The sequence below is a fragment of the Stenotrophomonas sp. CFBP 13724 genome, from assembly GCF_014841975.1.
Lineage (GTDB): Bacteria > Pseudomonadota > Gammaproteobacteria > Xanthomonadales > Xanthomonadaceae > Stenotrophomonas > Stenotrophomonas lacuserhaii.
On sequence record NZ_JACYUW010000002.1, the window covers coordinates 32136 to 50300 of the forward strand.

16 protein-coding genes are annotated in these 18165 nt (G+C 66.9%); 9 read left to right on the forward strand and 7 right to left on the reverse strand.

What is annotated here, in order from left to right; all coding sequences use genetic code 11:
• Nucleotides 1-101 precede the first annotated feature (101 nt).
• Nucleotides 102-743, forward strand: coding sequence for a hypothetical protein (locus IFT63_RS11200; protein ID WP_192084223.1), 642 nt, complete (start codon nucleotides 102-104; stop codon nucleotides 741-743).
• Nucleotides 744-825: 82 nt separating this feature from the next.
• On the opposite strand, the gene IFT63_RS11205 is transcribed toward IFT63_RS11200, so the two are convergent.
• The 7 genes from IFT63_RS11205 to IFT63_RS11235 all read right to left on the reverse strand — a co-directional run bounded on the left by IFT63_RS11205 (nucleotide 826) and on the right by IFT63_RS11235 (nucleotide 8345).
• Nucleotides 826-1989, reverse strand: coding sequence for a PQQ-dependent sugar dehydrogenase (locus tag IFT63_RS11205; RefSeq protein ID WP_192084224.1), 1164 nt, complete (start codon nucleotides 1987-1989; stop codon nucleotides 826-828).
• 109 nt (nucleotides 1990-2098) lie between these two features.
• The gene (locus IFT63_RS11210) at nucleotides 2099-2443 is read right to left on the reverse strand and encodes a hypothetical protein (RefSeq protein WP_192084225.1); all 345 of its coding nucleotides are present in this window, start codon (nucleotides 2441-2443) and stop codon (nucleotides 2099-2101) included.
• Nucleotides 2444-2625: 182 nt separating this feature from the next.
• Nucleotides 2626-3927 (reverse strand): amino acid permease, encoded by a 1302-nt coding sequence (locus IFT63_RS11215; RefSeq protein ID WP_192084226.1) that lies wholly within the window; start codon nucleotides 3925-3927, stop codon nucleotides 2626-2628.
• Nucleotides 3924-4826 (reverse strand): hypothetical protein, encoded by a 903-nt coding sequence (locus IFT63_RS17580; protein ID WP_249404453.1) that lies wholly within the window; start codon nucleotides 4824-4826, stop codon nucleotides 3924-3926. The genes IFT63_RS11215 and IFT63_RS17580 overlap by 4 nt, the downstream gene beginning before the upstream one ends.
• Before the next feature lie 12 nt (nucleotides 4827-4838).
• The gene (locus IFT63_RS11225; RefSeq protein WP_042613544.1) at nucleotides 4839-5687 is read right to left on the reverse strand and encodes a MurR/RpiR family transcriptional regulator; all 849 of its coding nucleotides are present in this window, start codon (nucleotides 5685-5687) and stop codon (nucleotides 4839-4841) included.
• A 112-nt stretch (nucleotides 5688-5799) separates the two neighbouring features.
• Nucleotides 5800-6894: a dipeptide epimerase gene (locus IFT63_RS11230; RefSeq protein WP_101098693.1), complete on the reverse strand. Its 1095-nt coding sequence runs from the start codon at nucleotides 6892-6894 to the stop codon at nucleotides 5800-5802.
• On the reverse strand, nucleotides 6894-8345 hold the full coding sequence (locus IFT63_RS11235) for an SH3 domain-containing protein (protein ID WP_192084227.1): 1452 nt from the start codon (nucleotides 8343-8345) through the stop codon (nucleotides 6894-6896). The genes IFT63_RS11230 and IFT63_RS11235 overlap by 1 nt, the downstream gene beginning before the upstream one ends.
• 131 nt (nucleotides 8346-8476) lie before the next feature.
• Between IFT63_RS11235 and IFT63_RS11240 the strand changes: the two genes are divergently transcribed.
• The 8 genes from IFT63_RS11240 to IFT63_RS11275 all read left to right on the forward strand — a co-directional run bounded on the left by IFT63_RS11240 (nucleotide 8477) and on the right by IFT63_RS11275 (nucleotide 18046).
• Nucleotides 8477-9979, forward strand: coding sequence for a transglutaminase domain-containing protein (locus IFT63_RS11240; RefSeq protein ID WP_192084228.1), 1503 nt, complete (start codon nucleotides 8477-8479; stop codon nucleotides 9977-9979).
• 39 nt (nucleotides 9980-10018) lie between these two features.
• Nucleotides 10019-13045, forward strand: coding sequence for a TonB-dependent receptor (locus IFT63_RS11245; RefSeq protein WP_042613548.1), 3027 nt, complete (start codon nucleotides 10019-10021; stop codon nucleotides 13043-13045).
• 267 nt (nucleotides 13046-13312) lie between these two features.
• Nucleotides 13313-14794, forward strand: coding sequence for a serine hydrolase (locus IFT63_RS11250; RefSeq protein WP_249404464.1), 1482 nt, complete (start codon nucleotides 13313-13315; stop codon nucleotides 14792-14794).
• Entirely contained in the window at nucleotides 14727-15440 is a 714-nt protein-coding gene (locus IFT63_RS11255) for a M15 family metallopeptidase (RefSeq protein ID WP_192084230.1), read from the forward strand. Before IFT63_RS11250 ends, IFT63_RS11255 begins: the two co-directional genes overlap by 68 nt.
• Before the next feature lie 34 nt (nucleotides 15441-15474).
• Nucleotides 15475-15852 carry a hypothetical protein gene (locus IFT63_RS11260; RefSeq protein WP_042613550.1) on the forward strand — a complete coding sequence of 126 codons (378 nt, stop codon included), beginning with the start codon at nucleotides 15475-15477 and terminating at the stop codon, nucleotides 15850-15852.
• 219 nt (nucleotides 15853-16071) lie between these two features.
• The gene (locus tag IFT63_RS11265) at nucleotides 16072-16497 is read left to right on the forward strand and encodes an EF-hand domain-containing protein (RefSeq protein ID WP_192084231.1); all 426 of its coding nucleotides are present in this window, start codon (nucleotides 16072-16074) and stop codon (nucleotides 16495-16497) included.
• A gap of 262 nt (nucleotides 16498-16759) precedes the next feature.
• Nucleotides 16760-17518 (forward strand): HAD family hydrolase, encoded by a 759-nt coding sequence (locus tag IFT63_RS11270; RefSeq protein WP_192084232.1) that lies wholly within the window; start codon nucleotides 16760-16762, stop codon nucleotides 17516-17518.
• Nucleotides 17519-17554: 36 nt separating this feature from the next.
• Nucleotides 17555-18046, forward strand: a complete 492-nt coding sequence (locus IFT63_RS11275) for a hypothetical protein (RefSeq protein WP_042615103.1) — start codon at nucleotides 17555-17557, stop codon at nucleotides 18044-18046.
• Nucleotides 18047-18165 lie beyond the last annotated feature (119 nt).

The following is an 18165-nucleotide window of genomic DNA, read 5'->3' on the forward strand; positions in this document are numbered from 1 at the left end:
TCGCTGCCACGGCTTGGCGCAGCGTCCCTGCACGTGACATGCATGTCCGGCTCACGTTGGCCGGGCTAGGCTGGATGCCTTCGTTCCTGCCGGAGTCGTGCATGCGCCTGTCCCGTTCATTGAAGTTGCCGCTGTTGCTGGCGAGCCCGTTCTGGCTGGTCGCCTGTTCGCAGGCCGATGCGCCTGCCGCGCCTGCCGAGGCGGCACCTGCGCCGATGTCAGCCGCTGCGGGCCCGACCGAAACGCCGGATGACCCGATCGTGGCACCGTCGCCGAACGCGTCGAGCGCGCCGTTCGTGCCGGCTGATGCCGACCAGGCGCCGCCGGCCGAATCCGGCCCGAACGCACCGGCTGATACCGCCGCAGCGGGTGATGGCGATGCGCGCGGGCGGATCGAGCGCGTGCTTGGCGATGCCGACCAGTACGAAACCGTGTTCAAGGCGTTGCAGCAGGGGATCGCTGGCGATGACCGCGCCGCCGTGGCCGCGCTGATGCGCTATCCGCTGCGTGTGGATACCGGCGGCAGTAAGCGTGAGGTGCCCGATGCGGCGACCTTCCAGCGCGATTACGAACGCATCGTCACCGCGCCGGTGGCGCGTGCGATCAGCGCGCAGTCCTTCGATACCGTGTTTGCCAACCAGCAGGGCGTGATGATCGGCAACGGCCAGGCTTGGTTGAATGGGACGTGCCTGGACAAGGCCTGCAGCCGCACCGAAGTCAAGGTCGTCGCCCTGCAGGAATGACCGGTATGCGGGCAGCGCCGAAGGCAGCGGCAGGAGCCGCTGCCACCGAGGCATGACGGCCAGCGGCCGTCACTACCCGGGGTCAACCCTTCGGGGTCAGCTTCAGCAGCTTGCCGTTCTTGCCGTCTTCCAGAACCCACACCGCGCCATCCGGACCCTGTTCGACTTCGCGGATGCGTGCGGCCATGTCGAAGCGTTCGGCTTCGCGCGCGCTGTCGCCGTCGAAGCTCACCCGCACCAGCGCCTGCGATGACAGTCCGCCGATGAAGCCGCTGCCCTTCCACTGCGGGAACAGGTCGCCGCTGTAGATGATGAAGCCGACCGGCGAAATCACCGGGTTCCAGGTAACCTTTGGCGTGGCGAATTCGGGACGGGTGGAATGGTCGGGAATCGACCGACCATCGTAATGATCGCCATTGGAGACGATCGGGTAACCGTAGTTCCCGCCGCGGGTGATCAGGTTCAACTCATCGCCGCCAGCCGGGCCCATCTCGTGTACCCACAGCTTGTTGTTGGCATCAAAGGCTATGCCCAGCATGTTGCGGTGGCCCAGTGACCACACCTGCGCGGCTACGCCCCCCTGCGAAGCAAACGGATTGTCAGCCGGCACCGAGCCATCGTCGTTGAGGCGGATCAGCTTGCCGAGGTTGCTGGCCATGTCCTGGGCCGGGTCGAACTTCTGCCGCTCGCTGGAGGTGATCCACAACTTGCCGTCTGGACCGAAGGCGATGCGGTGGCCGTAGTGACCGTTGCCGCTGACCTTCGCGTCCTGCCGCCAGATCACTGAAAGATCCTGCAGCGTGCCGGCACCATCGGCAGCGAGCACCAGCTTTGCGCGCGCCACGGCGGCACCGCGCGTGTTGTTGCTGCCTTCTTCGGCGTAGCTCAGGTACACCAGCTGATTGCTGGCGAAGTCCGGATGCAGCACCACGTCACCGAAACCGCCTTGGCCGCCATAGGCGACCTTCGGGCCGCCGGTGATTTCATGCTTGGTCCTGCTGGTGAGATCCAGGTGCTGCAGTCGACCGGCCTTCTCGGTGACCAGCACACTGCCGTCGGGCAGGAAGGTCATTGCCCAGGGTTCGTCGAACGTAGCGAACTCGGTGGCGTTGAATGCGCTGAAGGATTTCTGTGCCGGAGCGGCGGCAGCGGGCGCGGCAGCCTCCGGACCGGCGGCGCCGCAGGCAGTGGTGGCAAGCATCGGGGTCAGGCCGATGGCCAGGGTGAGAAGCAACTTACGGGTCATGGGTACCTCCAGGCGGGGATGCGGATGGCCAACCCCCTCTGTATACCATTGCGACCGTGCACGCCGCAGCGTCCCCTTGCATGAGGGGACGCTGCAGCATGGGGAAGGATCAGATGCCGCGCGTCGGACCCTTGTCCAGCCGCGGATTGGCGAGCAGCGCATCTTCCCAGCCGCGCTTTACAGCATGCTGTGCCTGCAGCCATTCCAACCGGCTCTCGCCGCGTTCGGCTGCCCAGCGCGTCTGCAGCTCGCGTTCGACTTCCTCATACGCGCGGATGACATCCTGCGCGCGGGACTGGTGCCCCAACCGGTAGGCCGGTTCATAGTCCTCGAAGGACGAGCTGGCGTCGTAGTAGGGTTCGCTCGGGTAGCGTTCGCGCCAATAGTCGGCGAAGGCTTCGCGCTGTACGCCATCTTCCGGCACACGGCCGGGGATCTGGTAATCGGGGCTCATTCGTCAGCTCCGTCTGTGGTCGTTGGATGAGGTTCCATCCTGACGACCGGCCGGTTAACGGCCCGGGCCCAGCGTGTGAGCGCAGCGTAGAGCCGGCCCGCCTGCGTAGTGTCGAGCTTGCTCGAGAAATGCCCTCCTCGCAGGTGTCGAGCAAGCTCGATACTACGCAGGCCAGCGCGGCATCAACCGCCCTTGCGCGGGAACAGGTAGATCGCCGCGCCCACCACGAATGCGGCCAGCGCGGCCAGGATGTTCGCCCAGCTGGCGCTGGCAAACAGCGCCAGGCACAGCAGCAGCGCCAGCACCGGGATCAGGGGGCCGCCGGGCAGCTTCAATGCGCCTGGGCGGCCGGCATAGCGCTTGGCCAGCACCAGCACGGCGGCAGCCGTGCCGATGTAGGCGAACAGCCGCGTGGTCATCGACAGCAGCGCCAACTGCACGAACGAGCCACTCAGCGCCAGCAGCAGCGAGATGATCCCCTGGCACAGGATCGCTGCGGCCGGGGTGCGGAAGCGCGGGTGCACGTGTGCCAGCACTTTCGGGCCGTAGCCGTCGGCGGCCAGGGCGTACAGGAAGCGGGGCCCCATCATCATCGTGTTGCTGTTGGTGCCCAGGATGGAGATCGTCGCGCCCACGGTCAGGATCAGCGCCAGTGCCTCCCCGCCGAAGCCTGCGGCGGCATCGGCCAGTGGCGTGGCCGAGCCGGCCAGGCCGGGCAGGGTGCCCTGCGCCACGATCTGCACCGCGGCGTAGATCACGGTGACGGTGATGATCATGGTGATCAGCGCGAACGGGATGTCACGTCGTGGATTGCGGTACTCGCCCGCGGCGGCGGGAATGTTCTCGAAGCCGGCGTAGGCGTACAGCAGCAACAATGCCGCCTCGCCCATGCGCTGCAGGTCATGCGGGTCCGGACGCTGCCCGGAGAAGGCCAGCTGCGGATCAATGTAGAACGCGCCGATGGCCACGAACAGCAGCAGCGGCACCAGCTTGCCGATCACCAGCACCACGCCGGTACGCGCCGCCGAGCGCACGCCGATGATGTTCACACCGGTCAGGAAGGCAAGCGACAACACGATCACCGCGATCCGCCCGCCGCCGCTGCCGGCCAGCGGCCAGAAGCGCGCCACCGCATCGGCCAGCGCGTTGCTCAGTGCCGCTGCCGAACTGATGCGGGTCAGCCAGATCATCCAGCCGATCTCGAACCCGGCGAAGCGGCCGAATGCCTCGCGCGCATACAGGTAGCTGCCGCCGGGTTCGTCGAAGTAGCTGGCGGCCTGTGCGTAGCACAGTACCAGCAGCGCGACCACGACGCCGGCAGCAAGCACGCCCCACAGGCTGAAGGGGCCAAGCAGCAGCACCGTCGCGGCCGGCAGCAGGTAGATGCCGCTGCCGATCACATCGTTGATGGACAGGCCGACGATCTGCCAGCGGCTGACCGCACGCTGCAGGCTGGGCGTGGGTTGCGTGTCCGGCGCGCTCACGGTGTGGGGCCGTGGGCGGCGGCCAGGGCCGGCAGCTGCCACGCGTGCTGCAGGCGCACGTATTCGGCGCGCGGCAGCAGCACGAACAACGGGCCCTGGCGCGCATCCAGCCACGCCAACAGCTGTTGCATATGCGCGGCCGTCATCGCGGTGCAGCCAGCAGTGGCCTCACCTTCCCTGCGCCACAGGTGGGCGAAGATGCAGCTGCCCTGGCCTGGCACGTTGCGCGGGTTGTGGTTGATGACGAAGCCCTGCTGGTAGCGCACATCGCCCTCGTTGTGCAGGTCCAGACGCATCGGTTCAGTCGAACCCTCCACCGCCTCGGCGCCGACCCGTTCGGCATCGACGATGCGGTTGTAGTACGGCGAGTCCGGCACGTCCATGCAGTAGCTGCTTTCCTGCATCGGCTGCCACGGCAGGGCGGTGTCGGCCTGCGCGGCGTAGCCGAACGCGGTGCCCAGCGCGAACACGCCGGCCGGGCTGCGGCCATCGCCTTCGCGCTTGCGCGGGCCGCTGGTGGCCTGGCCGGAGGCGGGTGCTTCAGATGCGGTGGGTGACGACCGTTGGTCGTCACGGGTGCCGGCCGAGGAGCGTGACGACCAACGGTCGTCACCCGCCGAAGCCACGTTACCCACCGAAGCCGCATCTGCTGACGTAGCCGGATGCAGGCCGATGCCCCAGGCGCTGCCGCTGCGGCCCAGGGCCACGTCGAACGCGGCGCCTTCCGGCTTCCAGCCACTGCCGCTGCGGGTGAATGCCTGCAGGCGTCCGTGCGTGCTGTCCCAGCCTTCACTGGTGACCACCACCACCTGCCCGGCACCGTCCAGCGGGCTGGCTGCCCACGCCGGACCGGCCAGTGACAGGGTTGCAACGGCAAGGCAACGCAACAGCGACTTCATGGGCGGCTCCGGTCAGGTATCCAGCAGGTGTTCGATGCGTTCCAGGTTCACCGCCAGCTGGCGGTTGCGATCCGGATTGGCGTCGCACAACAGCACGAAAACAAAATCCAGCAGGGACTGCAAGGAAGCACGGTACAGCACCTGTGCCATGTGCGGCGCACGGTCCTCGGCGCATACCGCCAGCGAGGCATCGGCGTGCGCGCGCAGCGGGTTGGCGGTGTGGCGTGTAATGGAGACCACCTTGCCGCCGAGGTCCTGGAACTGCCGCGACAGCATCGACAGCTGCGGCAGCTTGCCGAACTCGGAGAACACCAGCATCACGTCACCGGGGCGTGCGGCAGACAGGTTGGCCAGCATCAGGATCGGGTCGGCATGGTGCACCACCAGCATGCCCAGCAGGGAAAGCCGCATCGCGAACTCGCGTGCGTACAGGCCATCGTCGCCCAGCCCGTACACGAAAAGCTTCGGCGCAGCATCGACCAGGGCGACGATCCGCTCCACGTCGGCCTGCGGATTGGCCGCACGCGTTTCGTCCTCGGCAGCCGCCTTGCTGGCCTGCAGGGCCTGGGCAATGCGCAGGTAACCATCCCGCCCTTCGGCGACCGCAGGCGCTGAGGACGGTGCGGCACCACTGCGCGCCACGTCCTGGCCGATGGAGAACTTCAGGTCCGGATAGCCCTTGAAACCCAGCTTCTGCGCGAACTTGACCACGCTGGACTGGCTGATACCCAGGGCGCTGGCCAACTGCTGGGAGGAGTAATCGCGCAGCAGGTGCGCGTTTTCAAGGATGAAATCGGCGATGCGGCGCTCGATCGCCGACATCTGCCCGCGCTCGGCGCGGATCTTCAGCAGCGGCGGCATGCAGCAGCATCCGGCGTGCACGGTAGCGCCGCGCCATGGTCGGCGGACTTTCGGCAGGACATCGCGCGGTTTTCCGCCGAGCATGGCTCGGCGCTACGGGCACGAGCAGCACTCAAGCGAGCATCTCCAGCCCACGCACCTCGGTGATGCCCAGCCCCGGCGCGTCACTGATGCTGATTTCCGATTCGTTGAACGTCACCCCGCCGCTGACCGGGTCGAACTGGCCCAGCGACGGCCCATCCAGGTCCACCTTGGTGATCACATCGCTCTTGGCCACGGCCAGATGCACGGCGGCGGCCACGCTGATGCTGGATTCGATCATGCAGCCGATCATGCACGGCACGCCGTGGATGGCGGCGATGTCGGCGATGCGGATCGCGTTGGACAGCCCGCCGGTCTTCATCAGCTTGATGTTGACGATGTCCGCAGCGCGCTGCTGGATCAGGTCGATCACCTGGCTGGGATTGAACACACTTTCATCGGCCATCACCGGCGTGTTGACCCGGTCGGTGACGTACTTCAGGCCGGCGATGTCGGCGGCCTTGACCGGCTGCTCCAGCAGCTCCAGCACCACCCCGGCCTCCTCCAGCGCACGCATCGCATGCACCGCCTGCTTGGCGGTCCAGCCCTGGTTGGCATCCAGCCGCAGCAGCGCGCGGCCTTCCACTGCCGCATGGATGGCCTTGACCCGTTCGATGTCCAGGCCGATGTCCTTGCCGACCTTGATCTTCAGCGACTCGAATCCGCGATCCAGCGCGGACAGCGAATCGGCCACCATCTTGTCGATGTAGTCCACGCTGATGGTGATGTCGGTGGTGATCACCGGATCGCCACCGCCCAGCATCTGGTACAGCGGTGCGCCGTGCAGCTGCGCCCACAGGTCGTACAGGGCGATTTCCACCGCCGCCTTGGCGCTGCTGTTGCGTTCCATCGAGGACTGCACCAGCCCACACAGGCGGTTGAGGTTGGCCACGTCCTGGCCGACCAGCCGCGGTTTGATGAAGTGGCGGATCGCTTCGATGATCGACCCGTGCGTGTCGCCGGTGATCACCGCGGTCGCTGCCGCCTCGCCGTAGCCGGTGTGGCCGGTGTCGGTGCGGACCATCACCACCACGTCCTCGACGGTGTCGACGGTGCGCAGCGCGGTCTTGAACGGCGTCTTCAAGGGCACGCGCAGCATGCCCAGTTCGATATCGGTGATCTTCATCAAGGGGTCCGGGGCGTGCGCTGCGGGCGGACCCGCTGGATGTTGGTGATGCGGTCGATGTAGCGCAGGTCATCGCTGGCCATCATCGGTTCCAGGGGAGTGACCGACACGCCGTTCAGGTGCGCCTGGATGCGGGTGCCGTCCTCGCCTTTCCAGCTCCCACCGGCGGTGTCATGGATCACCCAGGTGCGGCCGTCTACATGGCCGATGGCCATCATCACGTGGCCCGGGATGTAGACCAGGTCGCCCACCTGCAACTCAGCCACGGCGCGGTCGCGGCGGGCGGCGGTGTCCTTGTCGGTGAAGGCGATGCGGTCCAGCGCCGGGCTGATGCCCTGCGCGCTGGTATTGCGCGGCAGCAGCACGCCGGCACTGCGGTAGATCTCCGAAACGAAGCCGCTGCAGTCGCGGGTGTCGTAGTCGTGGCCCCAACCGTAGCGCTCGCCAAGGAACTTGTAGGCCTGGGTCAGCAGGGTGCGCGGGGTCAGCGGCAGGTAATCGGCGCTGCTGTCCTGCGAACGCGGCAACAGCGCTGGCACCAGCCTCAGCGCACCATCGGCTTCGCGCACGGGCAGCTGCACCACCCAGCTGGCATGCGCCTGCTGGCCGTTGACCGTGTGTGCCGGCGACCACTGCGCCAGCACCGGCAGGCGCACGCCCATGTCCAGCTGCAGGCGCGAAACGCGCGGCTCTTCGGGAGTGAACGCGGTATGCGCCACCGCGCCGGTGATCACCCGGTACGGACCCGTCGCGCCGTAACCCAGCACCGTCTGCTTGGAGCCGGTGGCCACGTACTGTGCTTCGATCCACGCGCTGTAGCGCTCGCTGTGCACGAACAGCCATGCCCCGTCGGCGCTGCGGTGGACCACCGCGACCTTGTCGCCGGGGAACAGCGCCGATTCCTGGAAGCGGTCGATGTCGGAGTTCTCGGGGCTGCTGAAGACACGCTGCCGGGTCGGGAAGGTGCGCAGCGCCGCGCGATGCACCACCAGCCCGTACTGCGGCGTGGTGGCGGCGGGCAGTGCGTCCAATGCCAGGTTGGCTTCGATATCCGCGCGCTGGCCGGCGGGGATCGCGGCGCCGTGGGCGTCGTACAGCGTGCGCGCCGGCCAGCGCGACAGCGCGGTGATCGATCCGCGCAGCGCAGCGGCGGGCAGCGATGCGGGCAATGCCGCGATGTCCTGGATGTGCGGGTCTTCGGCGCGCATACGCGCGTTCTGCGCGGCGATCTGCGCGCGGTCCAGGATCAGCGCATCGGCACCAGGCAGCCGCGCGGCCCAGTACTGCGGCGTCAGGTAGGCCTCGTGCAGGCCGATGACATAGGGCAGGGCGGGGCCGGGATCCGGCGTGGCGGCTGGCGCGCGCGTGAGCGCCGACGCCGCGCTGCTGCCGAAGGCCAGGCACACGGCCAGCATCAGGGCACGGCGTGTGGGGCGGGAAGCCAGGAGCATGTGGCGATTACCCTCATTGAAAGCTGCTGGAATAGTTATTCCTTTCGCAGCGGAACGCAAGAATAAATTATTGACCGGGTATCCCCTGCGTGTTACACAGCTGTTACCACCCGCGCTGGGGAAGTGTCGCTGTGGATACCGTCGTTCGCAAACTGTTGCTGCCTGCTGCCGCCTGCCTGTGCGCGGCGATGGCGTGGGCGCAGCCTGCAGCGGATGCGACCACGCCGATACCCGGTTCGGTGTCCGAGGACGCGGTGATTGCGATGATCGACCAGGGGCGATTCGCCGAGGCGGGCACCCATCTGGACGCCTGGCTCGCAAGCCATCCGGGCGCGGCACGCCAAGCAGCATCCGCCTTCCAGAAGGAGCGCATGCGGCGCATCCGCCTGGACTTCAGCCTGGATGAAACCGCGGCCAAGGAAAAACTGCGCCACTGGATCCCCGATCTGCGCGATGACGAGTTCGCGCGCTGGGACGCGCAGGGACTGTTGGAGCACCTGGATATCGATGGCGAGCGGCGGTACTTCAACCGTGCCCCGTCCAACCTGTTCCGGCTCAGCAGCGAGGCCCGCGCACGCCGCCGTGCCGATGCCCCGATGCCGGCCGATGGTCCGTACGAAACGCTGACGCCGTATCACGCGCGGGTAGTGGCCGCCGCCGAACGCACTGGCAAGGATTCGGTGCTGCCGCAACGCGTGGAGGTCACCCAGTCACTGGTGGTGAAGGCCGATGCGGTGCCGGCCGGCGAAACGGTGCGCGCCTGGATTCCCTACCCGCGCGAGATTCCCGGCCAGCAGGAGCAGCTGCAGTGGATCGGCAGTTCACCGTCCGGCGCGCAGCTGGCCCCGGCCAGCACGCTGCAGCGCACGGCCTATCTGGAAGCGCCGGCCGTGGCCGGGCAGCCGACCCGTTTCCAGATCCGCTACGCCCTGACCATCAGTGCCCGCCACACCGCCATCGATCCGCGCACGGTGCAGCCCATCCCGAACGACGCGGCGCTGGCACCGTACCTGGCCGAGCAGACACCGCATGTGCGCTTCAGCCCGGCACTGCGCGCGTTTTCCGAACGCGTGCTGCAGGGTGAGACGCGGCCGTATGAAGTGGTGCGCCTGCTGTACAGCGCAGTCGACCAGATCCCCTGGGCCGGCGCGCGCGAATATTCCACGATCAGCAACATCAGCGACTACGCGCTGCAGGCCGGCCATGCCGACTGCGGCCAGCAGACCCTGCTGCTGATCACCCTGCTGCGCATGAACGGCATTCCCGCGCGCTGGCAGTCCGGTCGCGTGTTCTCCGACAACGTGACCGGCTACAACAACCTGCACGACTGGGGCGCGGTGTACCTGGCGCCCTACGGATGGCTGCCGATGGATGTCACCACCGGTGCGCTGGACAGCGATCAGCCAGCACTGCGCGACTTCTATCTCGGCGGCATCGACGGCTACCGGATCGCCTTCAACGATGATTTCGGCCAGGCCTTCGTGCCGGCCAAACAGCACTTCCGCTCGGAAACGGTGGACTCGCAGCGCGGCGAGGCCGAGTGGGCAGGCGGCAACCTGTATTTCGACCAGTGGGACGACCAGTTCCAGTGGACGGTACGGCCTGCAGGCGGCAAACCCAGCGCGACACCCTAGTCAACCACACCGTTCAATTTCTGCAGGAGAGAGCAGGGGATGAAGGCAATCAATATCAAGCGGGCGGCGTTGACCGTCGCCCTGGGCGCGTGCCTGGGCATGATCGTGCCCAGCATCGCAACGGCGCAGAATGTTTCCGGCGCAGTCGCCGGCCGGGCCACCGCCGGTGACCTGGTCACCGTGGTCAACCGCGGTACCGGGCTGACCCGCTCGGCCACTGCCGGCAGCGATGGCAGCTATCGGCTCGGCCAGCTGCCGGTCGGTGACTACACCCTGCAGCTGAGCCGCGACGGTGCCGCCCTGGGCGAGCCGGTCAGCGTCAGCGTGGCCGTCGGTGGCACCACCACGGTGAACCTGGCCAGCAGTGGTGGCGTGGTCAACCTGGATGCGCTGCAGGTGGTCGGCTCGCGGGTGATCAACCGGGTGGACGTGTACTCCACCGAGACCTCCTTCAACGTCAACCGCCAGGAAATCTCGCGGCTGCCGGTGGCGCAGGACCTGTCCGCGGTGGCCCTGCTGGCACCGGGCGTGGTGGGCGGCAACTCCTCGTTCGGCGGGCTGTCCTTCGCCGGCTCCTCCGTGGCCGAGAACGCGGTCTACATCAACGGCCTGAACGTCACCGACATGTACACCCGGCGTGGCTTCTCCAGCGCACCGTTCGGCTTCTTCCAGGAATTCCAGGTCAAGACCGGCGGATACTCGGTTGAGTTCGGCCGCTCCACCGGCGGTGTGATCAACGCCGTCACCCGCTCGGGCAGCAACGAGTTCGAAGGCGGTGCAGAAGTCACCTTCGAACCGAATGCGTGGCGCTCGGCCGCCCGCGATCATTTCCATCGCGATGGCTCGCCGCACTCCTACGCCAGCACCGACGCCACCTCGTTCACCAAGACCAACGTCTGGGGTTCCGGCGCGCTGGTGAAGGACAGACTGTTCCTTTTCGCGATGTATGAAAAGCGCGATACAGACGGCAACAACACCTCCTCCGATGGCCGCACCTGGTTCGACAACACCGGCGACGATGATTTCTGGGGGGCAAAGCTGGACTGGAACATCACCGACAACCACACCCTGGAATTGCTCGCGTTCTCCGACGAAACCGAGACCACGCAGGCCTCGTCCGGTTACAACTGGGACACGCAGACGCTGGGCCAGTGGGGCGGTGACACGCTGACCGATGGCGGCGGCAAGAACTGGTCGGCGACCTATACCGGCCGCTTCGGCGAAAGCTTCACCGCCAAGGCGATGGTCGGCCAGAACAACCAGCGGGCGTTCTCCAACTCCACGCTGGACCTGTACTGCGATGCCGTGTTCACCGATGCCACCTATGCGCCGTACCTGGGTCAGCTGAATGGCCTGCGCGCCGGCTGCCACCCCACCGGCACTGCCATCGCCGAGCGCGATGACACCCGCGACGCCGCGCGGCTGGATTTCGAATGGGCGCTGGGCCGCCACCTGCTGCGCTTCGGCGTGGATCGCGAACTGATGACCACCGATCAGTCCACGCGCTATCCGGGGCCGAGCCAGATGACCTACACCGCGTACGCGGCACGGCCGGGCGATGAAGTCTGGGACGGCGCCAACGCCTACGTACCGGCGGGGGTCAACCAGATGCTGCGCGCGCGCAACCGCGTGTCCGGCGGCACCTTCGAAACCGAAGCAAACGCCTTCTACCTGGAAGATATCTGGAACATCACCTCCACCCTGATGTTGAACCTGGGCGTGCGCTGGGACCGCTTCGAGAACCGCACCGCCGATGGCGATGCCTTCATCAAGATGGACGACCTGATCGCCCCGCGCGTGGGCTTTGCCTGGGACATCAAGGGCGACGGCAGCACCAAGCTGTTCGGCAATGCGGGCCGCTACTACCTGCCGGTGACCAACAACATCAACGTCAACTTCGCCGGTGGGCTCACTGACGAATACAGCTACTACGTGCTCAACGGCTGGCAGCAGCAGAGCAATCCGGTCACCGGTGCGCCGTACATGGCGCCGGTGATCGGCCAGCAGGTCGGTCCCACCGATACCCGCATGAACACCGGCGCGGCCGATCTGCGGCAGAGCGTGGACAAGGACCTGAAGGCGGTCTACCAGGACGAGTACATCCTCGGCTTCCAGACCATGATCAACCAGGCCTGGTCGTGGGGCGTCAACGGCACCTACCGCCGGATGACCCGCGCGCTGGATGACATGCGCCTGAACCATACCCCGTGCGGCCCGACCGGCAGCACGCTGTGGCCGATCGCCAATCCCGGCGAAAGCCTGACCATCTGGGGCGATTCCAGCATCGGCTGCGCCGAGGAAGGCTGGATCACCATCGACACCGCCAACAGCGGCTATCGCAAGGGCGGCAGCGGCGAAGTAGTGGGCTACTCCAAGCCCAAGCGTACCTACAAGGCGCTGGAGTTCCAGCTGGACCGCGCGTGGGACGAGAAGTGGATGTTCAACGCGTCCTACCTGTGGTCCAAGAGCGAGGGCAACTTCGAAGGCCCGGTGAACTCGGACACCAACTACGGCGACACCGGCATGGTCCAGCACTGGGACCATCCTTCCAACAACGAGCGCTACGGCGCGCTGTTCAACGATTTCCGCCACCAGTTCAAGTTCCGCGCGGCCTATGCGTTGAACGAGCAGTGGTCCTTCGGCAGTACGCTGCAGGTGCAGTCCGGCGGCCCGGTCACCGCCTTCGGCGTGATGTGGCCGGGCGACACCGTGGCCGGCGGCAGCACCTCCAGCGAGGGCAGCGGGGGCGGCACCGGCTGGCTGTGCGTGGCCAACTGCACCGGCACCTACGACCAGCGCGTGTTCGAGCCCACCGCCCGCGGTGCGTTCGGCAACCTGCCGTGGACCTGGACCATGGGCGCCAACGTGACCTGGCGCCTGCCGGTGGACGGCATCGACCTGAGCGCGCGGTTGTCGGTCTACAACCTGTTCAACAACCAGACCGTGATCAACGTGCACCAGCGCTACGAAAGCCAACCGGGTGTCTATCGCGAAGCCACGTTCAAAACCGGCACCCGCTGGCAGGCACCGCGCTACGCACAACTGGTGGTGGCCTGGAACTTCTGACCCGGTAGTGACGGCCGCTGGCCGTCACGCTTTTGCCCCTGGTGGGTGACGACCGTTGGTCGTCACGCTGTTGCTGCTCCCGCTGCGCTCGGCGAGCAAGGCGATGCCGGTCGTCCTGACCGGCACCCTGCGGGCCGTCGCAAGCGACGTTGGCAGCGGCTCCTGCCGCTTCCTTCGGCGCTACCTCACACGCCCGCCTTTCCGAGGTTGCCCGTCATGTACGCACCCCTGCTGCTGTTTGCCCTGGCAGCGTCCCCGTTCGACGCCATGCTCGAACGCACGGTGCAGCGCGAGCAGTTGCCCGGCATTGCGATGGGCGTGGTGGAAGACGGCAACGTGGTTTACCGCCGCGCCGAAGGCATGCGCGGCGACACCCCGGACGCGCGCATCGACGACGAAACCCTGTTCAAGATCGCCTCCAACAGCAAGGCAATGACCGCTGCCCTGCTCGCCCGCCTGGTGGAACAGGGAAAGCTGCGCTGGGATGACCCGGTCCGCCGCCACCTGCCTTCGTTCACCATGTTCGATCCCTGGGTGGGCGAACAGATGCAGGTACGCGACCTGCTGATCCACAACAGCGGACTCGGACTGGGTGCCGGCGACCTGATGCTGTGGCCCGAGCCCAACCACTTTACCCGCGCCGATATCATCGCCGGGCTGGCGCATCTCAAGCCGGTCACCAGCTTCCGCAGCGGCTATGCCTACGACAACCTGATGTACGTGGTGGCCGGCGAAGTGGCGGCGGCAGCCGGTGGAAAGCCGTACGACCAGCTGATGCGCGAACAGGTGTTCATCCCGCTCGGGTTGTCGCGTTGCCAGGTAGGCGAATGGTCCACCGTAGCGGTCGGCAACATCGCCCAGCCCCACGTACGTCGCGAGGGACACAACGTGGTCGTTGCCGTGGACGGCGATACCAGTCCGGATTCACCGTCGATGGCCGCCGGCGGCATCCGCTGTTCCTTGAACGACATGCTGCGCTGGATGCAGGTGCTGCTGGATCCGGCGTTGGTGCCGGACTGGCTGGGCAGCGAACAGCGCCGCCAGCTGTGGACGCTGCAGATGCCGATGCCCCTGGGCGAGCGGCAACGGCGCTGGGACAACGCGCACTTCGCCGGCTACGGCTACGGCTGGCGCCTTTCCGACCTGGACGGGCAGTGGAAGGTGGCGCATACCGGCACGCTGTCCGGCATGTATTCCTCGCTGGCGCTGCTGCCCGAGCGCAAGGTCGGCGTCGTGCTGCTGATCAACGGGGAAGGCGAAGACGCACGCACCGCGCTCATGCAGGCTGCCTTGAAACACTACACCGCACCGGAAAGCACATCCGGCGTGGACGGCTGGCTGGACCAGCTGGCGCAGGCACGCGCGCCATCACCGACAGAGGCCGCTCCGCTGCCGGATACCCGCAGCACCGCGCCCGCGCCGGCAACCGCACTGCACGCCATGCAGGGGCGCTACCGCGACCCGTGGCTCGGTCAGGCCTCACTTTGCCCCATGCAGGGTCGGCTGCGTTTCAGCGTGGACAAATCGCCGCGCCTGCAGGCCGACGTGCTGCAGGCAGGGGCGCGCTGGGTGCTGCGCTGGGATACGCTGGAAGCGGCCGCCCAGGCGTGGCTGCAGCCCACTGCTGCACCCGTCCCGACGTTGGAACTGCGCGCCATCGACCCGGATATCGACTTCAGCTATGACTACCAGGACCTGCACTTCACTCGTACTGGCGATTGCCTTGGCAACGAGCGCGCGCGCCGCTGAAGCGCCCACCGTTTCGCCCGCGCGCAGCGCTGCCGAAGCCGGGCTGGTGGAGATCCGCACGCTGTCGCCCGGCATCGCGCTGGATATCCGCTTCGCCACTGCCAACAACTTCACCGGCCGCCCGGTGCCCGGCTACGCGGCACCTGCCTGCTATCTGCTGCCGCCGGTAGCCAACGCCCTGGCCAGGGTGGAACGCACGCTGCGCAGCCAGGGCCATGCGTTGCAGGTGCATGATTGCTACCGCCCGGTGCGTTCGGTGCAGGCCTTCGTGGCATGGGCACGGGATCCACACGAAACCTCGCGCAAGGCCACGCAGTACCCGGACGTGGACAAGTCCCGCCTGTTCGCCGAAGGCTACATCGCCGAGCGCTCCGGCCACAGTCGTGCGGCCACCGTGGACGTGGGCCTGATGCAGTGCGAGGCCGGGCGCTGCACGCCGTTGGACATGGGCACCGACTTCGACTTCTTCGGCAAGCGTGCGCATACCGCTGCCGATGGACTCACCCCGTTGCAGCAGGCCAACCGGCAGCGCCTGTTGCAGGCGATGGCCGCCGCAGGGTTCGTCAACTATGCGCAGGAATGGTGGCATTACACCTTCCAGCCCGAGCCGGATCCGCGCACCGCCTACGACGTGCCGGTGGACTGATTCGCGCGGGGTGCCCGGCCATTACACTGTGGCCATGAACCTTCCCCTCCATTTTGGCCTGCTCGGCACCCTGGAAGCCGCTGGCATCGCGCTGCTGGTCGGCCTGCTGGTGTATTTCCTGTTCCACCACATTGCCCGTGCGCTGCGCTGGGCCCACGGCCACGCACTGGGCTGGGCCAGCGGGATCGCGGTGGTCATCTCCGCCGGCATCGACATGTGGAAGCTGTTCTACATGGGCATCGTGCGGATGGAATCGCCGTTCTACGCGCGTCTCTATCTTTCCACCATCCACGATCCCAACGAACTGGGCAGCCGGGTGGTGCTGGAGATCATCGGCGCGTTGTCCGGTGTCGCCCTTGGATGGCTTTTGTTCAGTTCGCGGTCAGCGGCAAAACAGGACGGCGCGGACTGATTTTCGTTTGGCGAGGGTTAAATTCCGGGCCGCTGAATGTGCACCTTACGTCCTACTCACCGGCTTCTAACCAAGCCGGTAGTCGATGAGCGCCGTGTAGTGGTTAATGCCGCGTGTGAGGGCCACCTGCGCCCCAATTTGTGTTCATCGGCACGCTGCCAACGTAGGCCCCGTACGGAATACATGGCCGTGCAACATCACATCCAAGGAGACCACCCAATGACTCTTCGTAACCGCAAGCCGCTGATCGCCCTCCTCGTTGCCGCCGGCAGTGTGTTTACCCTTCCGGCCATGGCGCAGAGCGCCGCACAGGATCAGGCGGCTACTGCACAGGCGCAGGCCGTGCAGGCACAGCAGGCGGCCGCTGCGGCCGGCAACCAGGCAGCCGAAGCCGGTAACGCCGCAGACCAGGCCACGCATGCCGCTGGCCAGGCCGCAGCGCAGGCCAACGGCGGCGGCCAGACCTGGGCCAGCATCGATACCGATGGCAATGGCACCATCAGCAAGACCGAGGCACAGGTGAATGCCGGCCTGGCGCAGGTGTTTGACCAGGCCGATACCAACAAGGATGGCGAGCTGTCCGCCGATGAGTACAAGGCCTTCGTGCAGGCCCAGCAGGGCGCCGCCGGCGCACAGGGCAACTAAGTTCCGAGACTGCGGTCCCGGTAGCGCCGAGCCACGCTCGGCGAGCGCACCGCGCGGCAGCATCAGAAGCCGCCGAGCATGGCTATGCCGGTCGTCCTGACCGGAACCCTGCGGGCCGTCGCAGGCGACGTTGGCAGCGGCTCCTGAAGCCGCCTTCGGCGCTACCGCAGGTGCCGACCCGTAGGTGCCGACCTTGGTCGGCACGCCCCACCAGGGCGGCCCACGCAGGCCAGTGTGTGGGCCGCCCTGTTATTCTTCACGCATGAACATATCCACGCCCGGGCGCGGCAGCGCCATCGGTCTGGTTGGTTTTGACGGTGACGATACGCTGTGGAAGAGCGAGGATTACTACCGCAAGGCCGAACAGGATTACCTCGACCTTCTCTCGCACTACATCGACGTGCACGACACCCGCACTGCCCGGCATCTGCTGGACGTGCAGCGGCGCAACCTTGCGGTTTTCGGGTACGGCGTCAAGGCGATGACCCTGTCGATGATCGAAGCGGCCATCGAGATCACCGACAGCCGGGTCAGCGCGAAGCACATCCAGTGCATGCTGGACATCGGCCACGACACCCTGCGCCATCCCGTGGAGCTGATCGACGGTGTGCGCGAATCGGTCGCGAAGATCGCCGAGGATCATCTGGTGGTGCTCATCACCAAGGGCGACCTGTTCCACCAAGAGGCCAAGATCAAGGTCGCCCAGCTGCACGACCTGTTTCCCCGCATCGAGATCGTGTCGGAGAAGGATCCGGAAACCTACGCGCGCGTGCTGTCCGAGTTCGATCTGCCGATCAACCAGTTCGTGATGGTCGGCAACTCGCTGCGCTCGGACATCGAACCGGTGGTGACGCTGGGCGGTTGGGGCGTGCATACCCCGTATGCCGTTACCTGGGCCCACGAAACCGAACATGGCGTGGCCGATGACGAGCCGCGCATGGTCACCGCCGATACGGCCTGGGACTGGCCGGCCGCGCTGCAGGCCATCCAAGCCAAGGCGACGGCCGCGCGCGGTGCGTGACCTGACACGACGGCCCCGCTGCGTCACAATCCCGGCATGAACCGCCTGCTGACAACGCTGCTGATGGTGTCCCTGCTGCTGGTGCCTGCGATCGCGCCGGCCCAGCAGACGGCGGAGAAATCGGCCACCTACGCGGTGGATACCGGTGATGCGTGGATCGACACCTGGCTGGCGGACATCAACCACTACGCGGAGCGTTACCCGGACAGTTTCCTGGACGAGGTGGCGCGCTACAGCGGCGTGGATCGCGGCTATATCGCCGCGCTGGTCAATAACCACGGCTGGCACGCCGCCGATGTGTACTTCGCCTGTTTCTGGGCGAAGGCCATCCAGGTCAGCTGCCGCCAGGTGGTGAGGGCGTTCAGCGCGCACCGCGAAGGCGGCTGGGAGGCGGCCGTGGAGGCCTTGCCGGTGCCACCGGACAACCTGCACAAGCGCGCGCTGCGCCACGCCATCGTGGCCAGTTACCGGCATTGGGATCGGCCGATCACGCTGGATGCCACGCTGCGCCGCCAGCTGGGCAGGTAGCGCCGCGCCACGCTCGGCGGGCTGCCGGAACCGCCGCCGAGCATGGCTCGGCGCTACCAAAGCAGCGGTGGCCCGGCGACAATGCGAGCCAACGCATGTTCCGTGTTCCTTGCTGGGTA

What these genes read in the sequence shown, in the direction of transcription:
- IFT63_RS11200 (WP_192084223.1), top strand. Translation starts at nt 102, where the DNA reads ATGCGCCTGTCCCGTTCATTGAAGTTGCCGCTGTTGCTGGCGAGCCCG.
- IFT63_RS11205 (WP_192084224.1), bottom strand. Translation starts at nt 1,989, where the DNA reads ATGACCCGTAAGTTGCTTCTCACCCTGGCCATCGGCCTGACCCCGATG.
- IFT63_RS11210 (WP_192084225.1), bottom strand. Translation starts at nt 2,443, where the DNA reads ATGAGCCCCGATTACCAGATCCCCGGCCGTGTGCCGGAAGATGGCGTA.
- IFT63_RS17580 (WP_249404453.1), bottom strand. Translation starts at nt 4,826, where the DNA reads ATGAAGTCGCTGTTGCGTTGCCTTGCCGTTGCAACCCTGTCACTGGCC.
- IFT63_RS11225 (WP_042613544.1), bottom strand. Translation starts at nt 5,687, where the DNA reads ATGCCGCCGCTGCTGAAGATCCGCGCCGAGCGCGGGCAGATGTCGGCG.
- IFT63_RS11230 (WP_101098693.1), bottom strand. Translation starts at nt 6,894, where the DNA reads ATGAAGATCACCGATATCGAACTGGGCATGCTGCGCGTGCCCTTGAAG.
- IFT63_RS11235 (WP_192084227.1), bottom strand. Translation starts at nt 8,345, where the DNA reads ATGCTCCTGGCTTCCCGCCCCACACGCCGTGCCCTGATGCTGGCCGTG.
- IFT63_RS11245 (WP_042613548.1), top strand. Translation starts at nt 10,019, where the DNA reads ATGAAGGCAATCAATATCAAGCGGGCGGCGTTGACCGTCGCCCTGGGC.
- IFT63_RS11250 (WP_249404464.1), top strand. Translation starts at nt 13,313, where the DNA reads ATGCTCGAACGCACGGTGCAGCGCGAGCAGTTGCCCGGCATTGCGATG.
- IFT63_RS11255 (WP_192084230.1), top strand. Translation starts at nt 14,727, where the DNA reads ATGACTACCAGGACCTGCACTTCACTCGTACTGGCGATTGCCTTGGCA.
- IFT63_RS11260 (WP_042613550.1), top strand. Translation starts at nt 15,475, where the DNA reads ATGAACCTTCCCCTCCATTTTGGCCTGCTCGGCACCCTGGAAGCCGCT.
- IFT63_RS11265 (WP_192084231.1), top strand. Translation starts at nt 16,072, where the DNA reads ATGACTCTTCGTAACCGCAAGCCGCTGATCGCCCTCCTCGTTGCCGCC.
- IFT63_RS11270 (WP_192084232.1), top strand. Translation starts at nt 16,760, where the DNA reads ATGAACATATCCACGCCCGGGCGCGGCAGCGCCATCGGTCTGGTTGGT.
- IFT63_RS11275 (WP_042615103.1), top strand. Translation starts at nt 17,555, where the DNA reads ATGAACCGCCTGCTGACAACGCTGCTGATGGTGTCCCTGCTGCTGGTG.